This is a genomic window from Candidatus Spongiihabitans sp. (genome assembly GCF_965237845.1).
Taxonomy (GTDB): Bacteria; Pseudomonadota; Gammaproteobacteria; order Arenicellales; family Poriferihabitantaceae; genus Spongiihabitans.
The window spans coordinates 1,610,421-1,623,413 of sequence record NZ_OZ250154.1 but is presented as its reverse complement, the minus strand read 5'-3'; the positions used below and the strand labels follow the sequence as shown (position 1 = coordinate 1,623,413).

The 12,993-nt window shown below is 47.4% G+C and carries 12 protein-coding genes and 1 pseudogene; 7 read left to right on the top strand and 6 right to left on the bottom strand.

From position 1 onward, the window contains the following. Positions 1-14: 14 nt before the first annotated feature. The 3 genes from ACPXXB_RS07790 (at position 15) to ACPXXB_RS07780 (ending at position 3,190) form a co-directional block, all read left to right on the top strand. Positions 15-1,343: a peptidylprolyl isomerase gene (locus ACPXXB_RS07790; protein WP_423906243.1), complete on the top strand. Its 1,329-nt coding sequence runs from the start codon at positions 15-17 to the stop codon at positions 1,341-1,343. Continuing rightward, positions 1,321-1,572 (top strand): accessory factor UbiK family protein, encoded by a 252-nt coding sequence (locus tag ACPXXB_RS07785; RefSeq protein ID WP_423906240.1) that lies wholly within the window; start codon positions 1,321-1,323, stop codon positions 1,570-1,572. Before ACPXXB_RS07790 ends, ACPXXB_RS07785 begins: the two co-directional genes overlap by 23 nt. Before the next feature lie 112 nt (positions 1,573-1,684). Continuing rightward, positions 1,685-3,190: a YifB family Mg chelatase-like AAA ATPase gene (locus ACPXXB_RS07780; protein ID WP_423906237.1), complete on the top strand. Its 1,506-nt coding sequence runs from the start codon at positions 1,685-1,687 to the stop codon at positions 3,188-3,190. A 418-nt stretch (positions 3,191-3,608) separates the two neighbouring features. Here ACPXXB_RS07780 and ACPXXB_RS07775 read toward each other — a convergent pair whose 3' ends face one another. The 3 genes from ACPXXB_RS07775 to ACPXXB_RS07765 all read right to left on the bottom strand — a co-directional run bounded on the left by ACPXXB_RS07775 (position 3,609) and on the right by ACPXXB_RS07765 (position 6,821). Then, entirely contained in the window at positions 3,609-4,589 is a 981-nt protein-coding gene (locus ACPXXB_RS07775; RefSeq protein WP_423906234.1) for a DNA-methyltransferase, read from the bottom strand. A gap of 181 nt (positions 4,590-4,770) precedes the next feature. Further along, positions 4,771-6,312, bottom strand: a complete 1,542-nt coding sequence (gene glpD, locus ACPXXB_RS07770) for a glycerol-3-phosphate dehydrogenase (protein ID WP_423906232.1) — start codon at positions 6,310-6,312, stop codon at positions 4,771-4,773. 47 nt (positions 6,313-6,359) lie between these two features. Then, positions 6,360-6,821, bottom strand: a complete 462-nt coding sequence (locus ACPXXB_RS07765; RefSeq protein ID WP_423906229.1) for a flavodoxin family protein — start codon at positions 6,819-6,821, stop codon at positions 6,360-6,362. 196 nt (positions 6,822-7,017) lie between these two features. On the opposite strand from ACPXXB_RS07765, the pseudogene ACPXXB_RS07760 reads away from it, so the two are divergent. After that, positions 7,018-7,170: pseudogene (locus ACPXXB_RS07760) on the top strand (type II toxin-antitoxin system HicA family toxin); the annotation flags it as partial. A gap of 18 nt (positions 7,171-7,188) precedes the next feature. Here ACPXXB_RS07760 and ACPXXB_RS07755 read toward each other — a convergent pair. Beyond that, positions 7,189-7,872 (bottom strand): IS1595 family transposase, encoded by a 684-nt coding sequence (locus tag ACPXXB_RS07755; protein WP_423906226.1) that lies wholly within the window; start codon positions 7,870-7,872, stop codon positions 7,189-7,191. A 56-nt stretch (positions 7,873-7,928) separates the two neighbouring features. Here ACPXXB_RS07755 and ACPXXB_RS07750 point away from each other — a divergent pair, with 56 nt between their 5' ends. Beyond that, a complete protein-coding gene (locus ACPXXB_RS07750; RefSeq protein ID WP_423906223.1) occupies positions 7,929-8,132 on the top strand; it encodes a type II toxin-antitoxin system HicB family antitoxin in 204 nt (67 codons plus the stop codon). A gap of 70 nt (positions 8,133-8,202) precedes the next feature. On the opposite strand, the gene ACPXXB_RS07745 is transcribed toward ACPXXB_RS07750, so the two are convergent. Together ACPXXB_RS07745 and ACPXXB_RS07740 are read right to left on the bottom strand one after the other, a co-directional pair. Then, the gene (locus ACPXXB_RS07745) at positions 8,203-9,546 is read right to left on the bottom strand and encodes a surface lipoprotein assembly modifier (RefSeq protein ID WP_423906221.1); all 1,344 of its coding nucleotides are present in this window, start codon (positions 9,544-9,546) and stop codon (positions 8,203-8,205) included. 51 nt (positions 9,547-9,597) lie between these two features. Beyond that, positions 9,598-10,557, bottom strand: coding sequence for a transferrin-binding protein-like solute binding protein (locus ACPXXB_RS07740; RefSeq protein WP_423906218.1), 960 nt, complete (start codon positions 10,555-10,557; stop codon positions 9,598-9,600). 316 nt (positions 10,558-10,873) lie between these two features. Between ACPXXB_RS07740 and ACPXXB_RS07735 the strand changes: the two genes are divergently transcribed. Continuing rightward, on the top strand, positions 10,874-11,665 hold the full coding sequence (locus ACPXXB_RS07735) for a hypothetical protein (protein WP_423906217.1): 792 nt from the start codon (positions 10,874-10,876) through the stop codon (positions 11,663-11,665). A gap of 287 nt (positions 11,666-11,952) precedes the next feature. Next, entirely contained in the window at positions 11,953-12,864 is a 912-nt protein-coding gene (locus ACPXXB_RS07730; RefSeq protein ID WP_423906214.1) for a TauD/TfdA dioxygenase family protein, read from the top strand. Positions 12,865-12,993 lie beyond the last annotated feature (129 nt).

Below are 12,993 nucleotides of genomic sequence, written 5' to 3'. Positions count from 1 at the left end.
TAAAACTTGTTACGATGAAATTTATTATGAAGACCACGAGGTCACAATTTGCACTCGCTCCAGCGATAACCCTGACGGCAGCCCTGACGATAACCTTAACGATATTGTTTTCATCTTATGCTGATGCAAGCACCGTCGCACTGGATGAAGTTATTGCGATTGTGAATGACGAAGCAATCACCCGCTCGGAATACCAAACACGTTATAAACGACAGCAACTCGAGACCAACCAGGGTATCGAACAGATTCCCGAACAAATTAACGGTGAAATTCTTGAGCTGCTAATCGACGAACGTATCCAGACTCAGGCGGCACAGGCGAGTGGAATCTCAATTAGCCGCGCTGAAATAGAAAGCGCGATGGCCAATATAGCTGCACAAAACAATTTTTCACACGAGCAGTTAATCACTGAGTTGGAAAACCAGGGTATTTCCGAAATTCAGTTTTTACGCAGCATTACAGAGCAAAGATTAATTCAGCGGCTAGTCGATATTTCGGTTAATTCCAGAGTAACCGTAAGCGAGCAGGAAATTGATTATTACCTGCAAGCGCACAAAGAACGCTATATGCCTGACCAAACTTATGAGATATCCCATCTATATGTATCCACTTCCGGAAAATCGGAAGCCGAAATCGAAAGTGAATCTAAAAATGTAAATCACGTTTATCAGGGTCTGCTACAGGGACAATCTTTTTCCAATGCCGTTAAAGATTTTTCCGATGGCGAGAACAAGGAAGATGGCGGATATATGGGTTGGAGAAAAGAACGCCAACTTCCCGAATTGTTCCTTACCGCGTTACGCCAAACACCTGTTGGTGGTATTACCGAGATTATGAAAAGTGTAAATGGATTTCATATTATTAAGTTACATGCAAAGGAAGGAGACCTGAAAATTGTGACACAACAACTTGTGCGACATATTCTTGTACAGCCACAACGAAGTAATTTAACCGATCAGGAAGCGATAGACATGCTCAATGATGTATCAAATAAAATCAGGAAGGGGGGTGATTTCGAAGCATTTGCGCGACTGATCTCAGATGACACAGCCACCGCACCTCAGGGCGGTTCCCTCGGTTGGATTAGCCCCGGAGATATGCCCCCGATGTTTGAGCAAGCAACATTAAATCTCCCCTTGAATCAATTGAGCGATCCGATGCAATCCAGATTCGGTTACCATCTTATCGAAGTCCTTGGTCGCAGGGAAAAAGACATCAGCCGGGATATAGCGAGAAATAGTGCGCAGAGGGAACTGTTCAGACGCAAGGCTGCGGAACGTTATCAAAATTGGTTTGGTCGATTACGAGAGGGCGCGTACATTGAATACGTGTCAAGCAATTAAAATGCTGGATAAAATCAGCCAGGCGATACAATCTGCGCTGCCGCCGGAACTCACAGCTGAAGTTAAAAGTAATATTGATGCGGTGGTAAAAAGTAATTTTGAAAAAATGAATCTGGTAACGCGGGAACAAATGGAGATTCAGGAAAAAATTTTAATACGCACAAGACAGCGGATTATTGAACTTGAAAAGCAAGTGAAGGAAATGGAAGCCAGATTAAAGGCGCTTTGAATAATTCAGTTTTCTTAAATACATAATTTTGTGTTATAAGCCTAGCTTATGACTCATCAGGTCCCCTGATGCAGTAGGATGTAGTTAATTTACAGAAACAAGGAGATAAGGAATGTCACTCGCCATCGTTAATAGCCGTGCTCAGGTGGGTACGTCGGCCCCAGAGGTTTTCGTCGAAGTTCACTTGGCGCGCGGCCTGCCAAGATTTTCTATCGTTGGTTTGCCGGAAATGGTTGTGAAAGAAAGTCGCGATCGGGTTCGAGCCGCAATTATTAATTCCAATTTTGAATTTCCGTATAAACGTGTCTCAGTCAACCTGGCGCCAGCCGACCTGCCAAAGGAGGGTGGTAGATTTGATTTGCCGATTGCGCTTGGCGTGTTGGCTGCCACCAACCAAATTCCAAAATCCGCACTGCGCGACAAGGTGTTTCTGGGAGAGCTGGCATTTAGCGGCGAGCTGAGAGATATAGGCGGAAGTTTGATTGCCGCACTTTCATTAAAAGGCTCCACCGAGTCGCTTATTCTGCCGGAAACATGTGCGGCTCAAGCGGCATTAGTTCAGGGAGTTAATGTATATGGCGTCGGTAGTTTACTGAAGTTGAGCAGTATTCTTAACGGTCTGGATGCGTTTTCAGAGGCCGCGCCGGTTGAAATTCCAGAGCAAACCAAGTACCCGGACATGTCTGAGGTAATTGGGCAAACGTTTTCAAAGTTCGCTTTGGAAGTTGCTGCATCCGGTGCCCACAGTGTCTTGATGATGGGCTCTCCGGGAACCGGTAAAACCATGATCGCAAGCCGGCTGCCCGGGATACTGCCGGAAATGAGCGAGCAAGAAGCTTTAGAGACTGCTGCGATTAATTCATTGGTTGATAAGGATTGGGGACCAGAAAATTGGCGTTGCCGACCATTTCGCGCACCCCATCATAGCGCTTCCGGTGCTGCATTAATCGGTGGCGGGACAATCCCTAAACCTGGCGAAATTTCTCAGGCTCACAATGGCGTGCTTTTTCTGGATGAGTTGACAGAATTTGACCGCAGGTCGTTGGAGCTGCTTCGGGAACCGTTGGAATCTGGGCATATCAACATTTCCCGGGCGGCGATGCAATTGAAATTTTTGTCACGTTTCATATTTGTAGGCGCGGCAAATCCTTGTAAATGTGGGTATCTTGGGGACTCATCCGGGAAATGCAAATGTACGCCGGATCAGATTCAACGCTATTTGTCCAAATTATCGGGTCCTCTGTTAGACCGTATTGATATTCAGTTGTACGTTCCGAAGGTTCCTCATTATGAATTGCGCCGACCAGGCATGAACATGGAAAGCAGCGCGGATATCAGGGAAAGAGTCATTGCTGCTCGTGCAATCCAACACAATCGGCAGGGGAAATTGAATAGCCAGTTGTCAACCAAGGAAATCGGATACTATTGCGAGCTGGATGACAATGGTTATGGTCTTCTGGACAAGGTGATATTACAGTTCAATATGTCAGCCAGAGGCTACCACCGTATTCTGAAACTATCTCGAACCGTCGCCGATATGAAAAATTCTTCCCGGATATCAGAGGCGCATTTATCCACCGCAATTAAGATGCGATGTATGGACCGAAATTTAAACTAATACGCTATCAACCAGGAATTGACAGATAAAGCAATTTTTAATTTTATTCGCATATTTTCTATTTTGTCAAGATACTCATGTTTGATGGGGATAGGTACCTTTTGTGAATTAATTTCAAACACACCAGGATTGCCGCCCACAGCTTGCCACGCTATATTGGCAAGGGTCTCAGTGATGTGTTCTTGAAGATTCCCTTTGGCCGCCCTTATAACCCCGCCATATGCCCTGTCTTCGGCATTGCGAGCATTTGTATCAACGCCCCTTACAAATAGTATAGTGTCATAGTTTTAAATTGAGACCTTTGCATAATTACCGGAAGTGGGACTTTAGTCCCGCCATCAGCAATCATCTTGCGCGGCTAAAGCCGCACTTCCGGTAATTATGCAAAGGTCTCAATTTATATCCTGCAACTGTTTTTCTAAGTCCATTTCAGAATCCCGCCGCTATCTATAATCCTTTGCTTGGCAGTTTTGCAATACTCAGCCGAGCAATCAATTCCGATATAATTACGCCCGAAGTGATGCGCGGTCAGCGTAGTGGTACCGACACCATTGAACGGATCTAAAACGATATCGCCTCTGAAACTAAACAGTTTCAATGCGCGCAACACAAGTTTTTCGGGGAACATCGCCGGGTGACCATATTTTTTCATGTCGCGTTCGGGGGCGATAGACCATTTTGCATTGACCCAGCTTTTGAATTCGTCATCGTTGATATCAATGTCTTCTTTATTGCCCGGTTTCTTCAAATCGCCCTTGCAAAAAATCTCCAGGAACTCCCAAGTGTATTTAAGGTACGGGCTGGAAGGGCTTTTCCAACTTCCCCATGCGGTGTATTTGCAATTATAATTATTCTTCTCCCATAAAATTTCGCCCTTCCAAATCAGCCCCTTGTCCAAAAAGAATTTGCTGATAATATGATGCGTCGGAATATAATCCGAAAACAACGGTTGCACATTCACAATAATTCTGCCTCTGTATTTTACCACCCGCACACATTCATCAAAAACTGAAAAAAGTTTGTCGAAGTATGCGCGCCAATCGTCGGTGTCCTCATGCTCGCTATAGTCCAGTCCGAAATTGTACGGCGGCGAAGTAATCACAATATCAACGCAATTATCCGGCAGACGCCGCAGAACTTCCGCACTATCGCCGGTGATGATTTTATTATTATATTTGCCAGGCAGAGCGTTGTTTGTACGCGGAAAGTCCTTTGCGAAAGTCTCATAACCAAGCCGCTGTTTTTCTTTCTTTTTTCTATCCTTCACCTTGCGTTCATCGTTATATCCATCATAAACGCGCTTGCCGCCACGAAGACCATAGCTGCGGTTTTTTTTATTCGACTTCGGTTTAGTTAAATTTGCCTGAGTTAAACTATTCTTGGTCGCGGTGTCGCTCATATTTTTTACGCATGATTTTTATCTCTATTCAGCCTGCTGCCCGGTAGCCAAGACCGTGGAGACGCACAGGCAGCATAGACCCTCTGTGAGGTGTTGGAAATCCGCCGCCCGAGTATGCCACATACCGTGCTTTAGCTATTTTCCGATTATAACCTGAATAGCCGGTGTTCAATGCTCGTGTTCAAAGCTCAGGTTGGATATTGCGCGCCAGCCAATTTGCAAGATTCTCTTTCTCATGGTCAGTGAACAGCAGACCAAGTTTAGTGCGTCGCCACAGAATATCTTCTGTCGTGGTTGCCCATTCCTGGGAAATTAAATACCTCAACTCGGCTTCGTACAGCTGATGACCAAAGTGCTCGCCCAGATCTGCCGACGATAAAATATCTTTGAGCAACCAATCCGTTTTCGTGCCATATCGGCCAACATAGGCGCTTATAATCTCGGGCGCCAGAAATTTGTATCGGGATTCCATATTGCGGGAAAGCGCTTTAATTGTTTTGAACTTGATATCTCCGCCGGGTAATTTGGATGTGGCTGTCCAGGCGCCCGCTCTGCAGTCAGATAGCGCGGGCAAATATGGCTTGAGCGCCTCCAGAACAGATTCTGAAAGCTTTCGATAAGTCGTTAACTTACCGCCGTAAATGGTTATTAATGGGCAGTTTGGATTCAAACTATCCACTTTTATTTTATAGTCGCGGGAGATTTCCCAGGCTTTAGCGCTGCCGTCATCGTAGAGTGGGCGTACACCGGCATAGCTGGATACCACATCCTCGTCAGAGAGGCGATGGTCAAAATAATCATTCACAGTCTCGCACAGATAACAGATTTCGGGTTGGGAAATTTCCGCATCACCCGGATCACCGGAATACTGCCGCTCAGTGGTACCGATAATCACATAGCGTTGCTGAAAAGGAATCACGAACACAATCCGTTGGTCATCGTTTTGCAACAGGTAGGCGTAGTCATGGGCGAACCATTTTGGAACAATGATGTGGCTGCCCTGGAGCAATTTTATCCTGTCGCCGGTCGCTTTTATTTGAGCAGGATTGATGCAGTCGGTTATAAACCGGGATAGCCAGGGCCCGGTTGCGTTGATCAGAGCCTTGGCGCGTAATCCCTCATGAGCGCCGTCTTTATCCAGGGTAATAGACCAATAACTATCGTGCCGGTCGACTGCGATACAACGACTTCGAGGAAGGATTTTCGCACCACGTTGCCTGGCATCCTGAGCATTGGCAATCACCAAACGTGCATCATCGACCCAGCAATCGCTATACGTAAACCCAAATTTGTAATCCGGTTTTAAATCGTGCCTCAGTTCGTGATGTAGTTTGATGGATCGACTTCGGGGCAGGGAACTGCGCCTTTTGAGCCGATCGTAAATGAATAAGCCGAGGCGTAACATCCATCGCGGGCGAAGGCCAGGGTGATGGGGCAAAATAAATTCAATCGGCTTTATCAGGTGCGGCGCCGCATCCAATAATATTTCCCTTTCTTTCAGGGATTCACGTATCAGTTTGAATTCATAATGCTCGAGATATCGCAGCCCACCATGAATTAACTTTGAGCTGGCCGATGAGGTGCCTGAGCCGAGATCATTTTGTTCGCATAAAACAACATTCAATCCCCGTCCAGCGGCATCACGAGCAATCCCGCAACCGTTAATGCCGCCGCCGATGACACATAAGTCAAATATTTCATTACCATTAGTTGAAATCGTCACGGTTGATTTAAGCGGGTTGATTTAAGCAGGTTAATGCAAACACCGCTTTAATATATTCCCGCTTCCAGACCGGCCGCCATGGTCGTCCCCAAAGTCTCGCATTGACTCAGAAATGAGGGCTGAAAATCACCTTTCATCACCAATGGCGGCTGTATAAATTTCCATTTAAGACCGACTAAAATGCGCTCAACGCTGGTTTTTGCACCTTGCCCATCCAGTCCGCCTTTTACGAAAAGGGCGACCGGCTTACCGTCGGTAAGTTCGAGACAAGGGTAGTAAATACGTTCCAGAAAATCCTTGATTGCGCCGCTCATATAGCCAAAATTTTCAGTGGTGCCGAGGATGATGCCATCGCACCACAAAACGTCATCGGCATCCGCGTCCCAAGCAATCAACGCACGCACCGTGGTATCTTCAAGGTCTCCATTTTCACACCCTTTGACAACAGCATTTTGCAGTCTTTTTGTGTTTTCCGAAGGGCAGTTAGAGACGACCAGCACGTTAGACATCGTAAAACTTATAGTAAAATTTGAGGTCTTGAATTTTCATTGCGGTTGGTATATTCGATAACGTGATTGTAAGATATTCTTGAACATTTAACCCGCTCTTTTACCCGGCAGATGTTGAAAACGACCGGGTCAGATAGGCATCCAACTCAAAGGGCAAGGATTGATAGTGACCTTTTTCCTTTTTTGATAATATAATGACGGTTGGTATTTATCGCGAACAAAAGGCAGTCATCGACAATTTAAACACCCAAGTAAATCTGGATTAGTTACTGTTCCAGGAAAATTAGATGATGACATAGCAATTGGAACAAGAAACAGTGTTTTTAAACAAGCGAGGCTAAAACAATGAAATATTTAAGGGTCTTGACTAGTTAAGAGGTCTTTTTCTTAACTCTTTAAGCAAAATCTCGTAGAGATTTTGCCCTCTATGATTAAACCTGAATTCACATTCTTTGAGGTGTAATTCAAACACATTTTTATTCATTCCTCTAAATTTGGATAACCTTGTTTTAGCATATCCCCAAAATGATTCCATGCCATTAATATGTGAACTGCCTCTGGCAGACTCATTAGCGCCATGATGCACTCTAAAGTGCTTTTTATAACCAAAATCAACAAGCCCATTATAACCTCGCCAACCATCAGAATGAATCACGCTTTCTATGCTTGTCTTACCCTTTATTATGCTCTGCAGCGTTGCTGCAGAGCAATCAGGCACAATCTCAGTATAAACCTTATCCGCTCGTTTTAATAAGCCAAACACGATGGTTTTGCCTCTGGCGCCACGACCGCGGACGCCTTTAACCCTTCTTGCACCGAAATAAGATTCATCCACTTCAATCTGCCCCGCTAGCGGGGCGGATTGAATCTTGGATAATTCCACAATCCTGACTCTAATGAGCATTAGGATCTTGTTAACAGTATTTCTATTTAAATAGGTAAAGCTAACAATTTGCTGCGCTGTTAAATCAGCACAAAAACACCTTAAAACCTCTCTAAATTTCTTCTCCGTAATTCGGGAACGATTGTAATACTTGTTTTTCCTTTTCATGACTAGTACTTTAAGCAATTCTTAGTTGCTTAACTAGTCAAGACCCATATTTAATTGTGATTGAAGAAACCAAAACCGGATTTTCTGCTTATTCTCCAGATGTGGACGGTTGTATTACAACGGGTAAAACAAAACAAGAAGTGGAGAATAATATGCAGGAAGCCATGGAGTTTCATGTAGAAGGATTATTGCTGGAAAATCAAAAAATGCCACGCTCACACACCTACTCAAATTACTTAGAAGTAAGTGCGACAGCATAACCAATCATTCCCTCGAGTGGGCTTCGACTGTTTGGGATGTTCACCGTCGGCGGTCTGCCGTCGGCTTGGATTAGAACTGTCGCACGAATCGCAAATCCACCCGCTTGCGCCGATAATTATCCAGGGCAGAATTGGATTGTTGCCGTTCTCGCGTCGCAATAATCTGCGGGCTGAAACCGAACATGGTCAATCCCCGGTTCAGCAAAAACAGGCGCAAAGTGCGCTTGCTGTCAACTCGGCGCTCATTTGAGAACGGCGCATTGAGTCCGTGCCGCTGCTGCGACCATTCCAGGTTGCCGCCTACAGTCCAGCCTTTGGGCAGAATCACGCCCAGGCCGATATTGGCGCGGCGACTGCGGTTATGGATGCCGCTTCTGATGCGTTCTTGGGAAAGGCCAATTCCCGCGCTACCTTGCAGTAGCGGCGAAAATAGATAGGTGCCGCCTAGTGCGTAGTCCACATCGCTATCGTCCGCCGCGGGTGTTTGCCGATAACGGGTTTTCTTCCAGGACATTTGTCCGTTGATGCCGAGTTTTTGCGTGAGTCGGTGGCGAGCGTTAAAGCGCAAACCAAACTCTTTGCTGTGGCGATTGCGGGCCACCCATCTTTGGGCGGCGATAACTTGCAAACTGGCCTCGCTACGCTGTGATGCCAACCAGCGCGGGCCGCTACGAAGCAGCAGATAGGTCTGGTCGAATTCATGGCCGCCGTATTCGCTACGGGTCGCGTCGGCACCAAAGCGCCAACGCCACTGCTCGCCCAGCGGGGTTTGATATTCACTGCCAACTGAAACGGACAGGCCGGTGTCCGCGCGTGGACGGGATTGCTCATTCACCACAAAAGGCAAGCCGAAAAGATAAATGGTTTCGGTATCCGAGCCATTGTTGATGTTGTCGTTTTGTTCGATGTTGACGGACAAATAACCGCTCCATCGGCGTCTGGCGCGAATGGTGTGCAGAAAACGGCGGATATTGGCGGCCATTGCTGATGCCGGGTTGCCCGCCAAAACGCGCTCGAAATGCTGCCGCGACAAATCATCGTCGCCTTTGAGAAAAAACGCCCGCGCCAGTTCCAGGCGCACCCGCGTCAACTGCGGATGCTCAATGAGAATGGCGCGCAGGGCGGCGATGGCTTCGCTCAGCAAGGTGGTTTTTTGGTCTTTGTCTTCGGTCCGCACGGCGACGGCGATGGCCGACAAGCCGATGAGAAAACGGATATCGGTGATGTCGGCGCGGGCCGGGTCGGTCAGCGGGCGCAGAATTTTCAATGCCGCTTGGTGGCGGCCGCTTTCAATCAGCGTCCGCGCCTGATTGACCCGCGCATCCTGCGACAAGTGCGAGTCGGAATGCACCAGCGGACAAAACAACGCCCAAAACAATGCCGCCGCAAACGGTGCGCGCAAGAGGCGTGTCATGGGAAAAACGGGCAACCGAATGGTTGCCCGTTTTCACCAAGTTGTTACTTTTTAACGCTGCGCGCCAAATGCGCCAAGCACATCATTGCGCTCAAAAACTCCGCCGACCTCTTCATGATCGGGGCCATAGAATTCACCCTGGATCTGATTTGTGCCTGACCCTGTAGCGAAGGCGCCGCCGGTGACGGCAATATCATCCCAACTCATGTCGCCACGAGTGCTGCCTGAATCAAGGTCATAGATATTGGTGAATCGGATATCAACATCCGGGTTGGCAAAGTTATCAATGTCGATTTCAGCATCGCCCTGAATTCCATTGCCACGCGATGCGGTATCGCTAACATCACCGCCTACCATCACGCCGGTCCAGGTGGCGCCGCCAGTGGCTGCGGGATTCGTGCCTGGGGCATTGCCTATTGATACACCATAACCAACTGTAAAGGGATCAGCCATAGGGGCGGTTTGTTCCGATGCTTGGACGAAGAAGAAACTGTGATCTAGCCAACCGCCATAGCCGAGAGTATCGGTTTGGCCTCCACTTACTCCGCTTGTTGGCTGTCGCGCCCGTCCCTGCACAAGGGAAACGCCGCGATCGGTCATAACCGATTGATATTCGTTGTCTGTGGTGCTGGCGAAATCTAAATCTGCAAGGGCGATTGTTAATGACTCCCCGCCGCCGCTCGTGGTGCAGGAGCCCCCGGTACATGTTGTCGCAACGCGGGTTGTCGTTCCGTCAGCGAAGAAGAAATGATTATCGCCGATCAGCAAAGAATTAGCCGCTTGATGCAATGTGTTCAAACGTGTGCCAATCTGCGCGGGAGTTTGATCAAGGGCAGCGCCGCCGACCAGTGCTCGCGCCGAAGCGGGGTCGAGTGGGAACGCTGGAAGGTTGGAGGCGCTACTGCCGCTACTGCCGCCGCCGCATCCGCTCAGCAGTAACGCGAAGGCGGCGGACCATAAAAGCGTGGAGAAATATTTTGCGCCATCGCGCAAAGAGATATTGTTTTTCATTTTCTACTCCAGTTGCATAGAGTTGTTTGTTTCCGGCTAGGCGCCGGGCCTGCAACCAACAGCACAAGAGCGAAGTCGTCTCGCCTATTCCCCAAAGCAAGTGATCAAGCCTGCTCTGATTTTAGGTATTGTATTGAGCAAGAGACCCGACAAAGCGGAACCTCGTGCTGTAGTTGCGAGCGGGATGGCAGAATATCAGATACCTTTGGCACCCTGAGGTAACGCTTGACAATTAAGTATGATTAAATATCAGACGAAAAGGTCATCCACTCAAAGGGGGATTCTCATACCCCCCTTTTTTTATTGAGGTATCACTATGTACGGTAATGACATCAATGAAATGCTTTGTCTTATGGACAAAGCCTTTAGAGACTTTGAAAAAGGAATGCCTAACAAACCAGAATTATTAGAACTTTCTTTTGGTAAGGCATATCGTTTCACGAAAAAAGACATTAGAGAAGCCATGATTCAAAAATTAGCCCGCGTGCAGAGTCTCGTTCGTGGAGCGCAACTTCTATTTAGGAATGGCTTCGCTCAAGAACAGGGAATATTACAACGCGCTATAGATGAAACTAATGAGGACATTTTATTCTTAGTGGATGCGGTTACTAACGGCACCATCACTAAACTTCATCAAGAATTTCTAGATTATTTTTGGGAAGAAGAAATTGACGAATCTGGAAACCTCATCGAATCACAGCAAAAGCGTCCGATGACTCCGCGTAGGAAAATTCGAGCATACCTCGCAAAAATGGGAAGTGTTGAACCTGATAAAATCCCAATAGCAGACATAACAAGAAGTCTAAGTAGGTTTTATTCAGGCTTTGTTCATGGGGGATCCCCGCATATTATGGATATGTATGTGGGCGACCCTCCGTATTTTCATACCAACGGCATGCTGGATACTTCAAGGATTAGCGATTACGCTTTTGATTTATGGTGTTGTACTTTCCGTAGCTATTGTTCACACATATCAGTAGGAAAGGCCGTGGGCGCGGAGATACACGTAAAAATTCTAACGAAACACAAACAAAGGTTCGAGCAAAATATGCCGCAGAGGTTAAAAATCAGAAGCGGCACGCCGCAAGCAGAATCTGAAAGAGCATGAGAAAAGTGAAGGGTAGGGCGCTAAAAAACCGCCACAAGGAAAAATCAAACCGTGGTGTTAGCCCTATATTGAACCCTCAGTGCCTTTTGCCGTTATACTTCCCGCACTAAATTCATGGGTGTCGCCGATTTTTGCTCCTCGGCAATTGCTCCTGCATTGCTCTAATAAGTAACTTCCATGTAACGATGCAAAATCGGCATACGACCGCCACGGATGATGGGAGTGCAAATAATGCAGGAGCAATTATTTGCCCTTACATCCCTGTAAATAATTCAGAACCAACCATAATGACCGAACCGATAGTCAAACCGCTTACCTTGCATATTGGCGCACAAATTGATGGTGTTAATCTCACGCAACCGCTCAATGAAAACACGATCACCCTTATTCGCGCGGCGTTGCTGAAGTGGAAGGTTATTTTTTTTCGTAATCAAAATTTAGACCACTCGCAACACATTCGCTTCGCCCGCTACTTTGGCAGTCCGACGCCGGGGCATGTGATATTCGGCAGCGATGAAACGTATCCGGAAATTTATTCGGTGGCGAAACACCGCACCGCCAATGCCCGACGGGCGCCCGTTATTCATAGTTGGACGAACTGGCACACCGACATTACCGCCGCCATCAACCCGCCTTTTGCTTCCATTCTGCGCGGCGTTGTGGTGCCACCCTACGGCGGCGATACCTATTGGACGAACACAGCCAAAGCCTATCAATCGCTATCACCGACATTACAGCGTTTTCTGGACACGTTGCGGTGCGTGCATCAATACGCCCCTAGTGTCGACTCCGCAACCGAAAACACCGCCGACCAGTATGAAAAACAGGTGGGCAAGACCACTTTTATATCAGAGCATCCGCTGGTTGCCATCCACCCGGAAAGCGGAGAACGCCTGCTTTATATCAGCCCGGATTTTGTCGACTCCATCGTTGGGTTATCGCCTACGGAATCCCGCGCTATGCTGGAAATGTTGTGGCAACATTTAGTGCGTAATGAATTCACCGTGCGCTTTAAATGGGAGGAGGGCAGCATCGCATTCTGGGATAACCGAGCGACCGCACACCTGGCGCCGGCCGATATTTTTGATTCCGATTTTGACCGGCAGTTTTATCGCATCACCTTGCAAGGTGAAATTCCCGTAGGCGTGGATGGCAAACCATCAACCGCTATTTCCGGGCAACCGATAGAGCCGGTTTAGCATCAATCCGCTGCGCACATCCTTATTTCTTGACATTAGATTAGTGTTTGCTTGAAAATAGGGCGCAGAGATAATATGAAAAATTTTCCCATGAAAATTCCCCTTGGCCTTGTCGCCATTCTCGCATAG

Excerpts from the sequence above, each read along its gene's own strand:
- ACPXXB_RS07790 (WP_423906243.1), top strand. The coding sequence starts at position 15 with ATGAAATTTATTATGAAGACCACGAGGTCACAATTTGCACTCGCTCCA.
- ACPXXB_RS07780 (WP_423906237.1), top strand. The coding sequence starts at position 1,685 with ATGTCACTCGCCATCGTTAATAGCCGTGCTCAGGTGGGTACGTCGGCC.
- ACPXXB_RS07775 (WP_423906234.1), bottom strand. The coding sequence starts at position 4,589 with ATGAGCGACACCGCGACCAAGAATAGTTTAACTCAGGCAAATTTAACT.
- ACPXXB_RS07765 (WP_423906229.1), bottom strand. The coding sequence starts at position 6,821 with ATGTCTAACGTGCTGGTCGTCTCTAACTGCCCTTCGGAAAACACAAAA.
- ACPXXB_RS07755 (WP_423906226.1), bottom strand. The coding sequence starts at position 7,872 with ATGAAAAGGAAAAACAAGTATTACAATCGTTCCCGAATTACGGAGAAG.
- ACPXXB_RS07745 (WP_423906221.1), bottom strand. The coding sequence starts at position 9,546 with ATGACACGCCTCTTGCGCGCACCGTTTGCGGCGGCATTGTTTTGGGCG.
- ACPXXB_RS07740 (WP_423906218.1), bottom strand. The coding sequence starts at position 10,557 with ATGAAAAACAATATCTCTTTGCGCGATGGCGCAAAATATTTCTCCACG.
- ACPXXB_RS07735 (WP_423906217.1), top strand. The coding sequence starts at position 10,874 with ATGTACGGTAATGACATCAATGAAATGCTTTGTCTTATGGACAAAGCC.
- ACPXXB_RS07730 (WP_423906214.1), top strand. The coding sequence starts at position 11,953 with ATGACCGAACCGATAGTCAAACCGCTTACCTTGCATATTGGCGCACAA.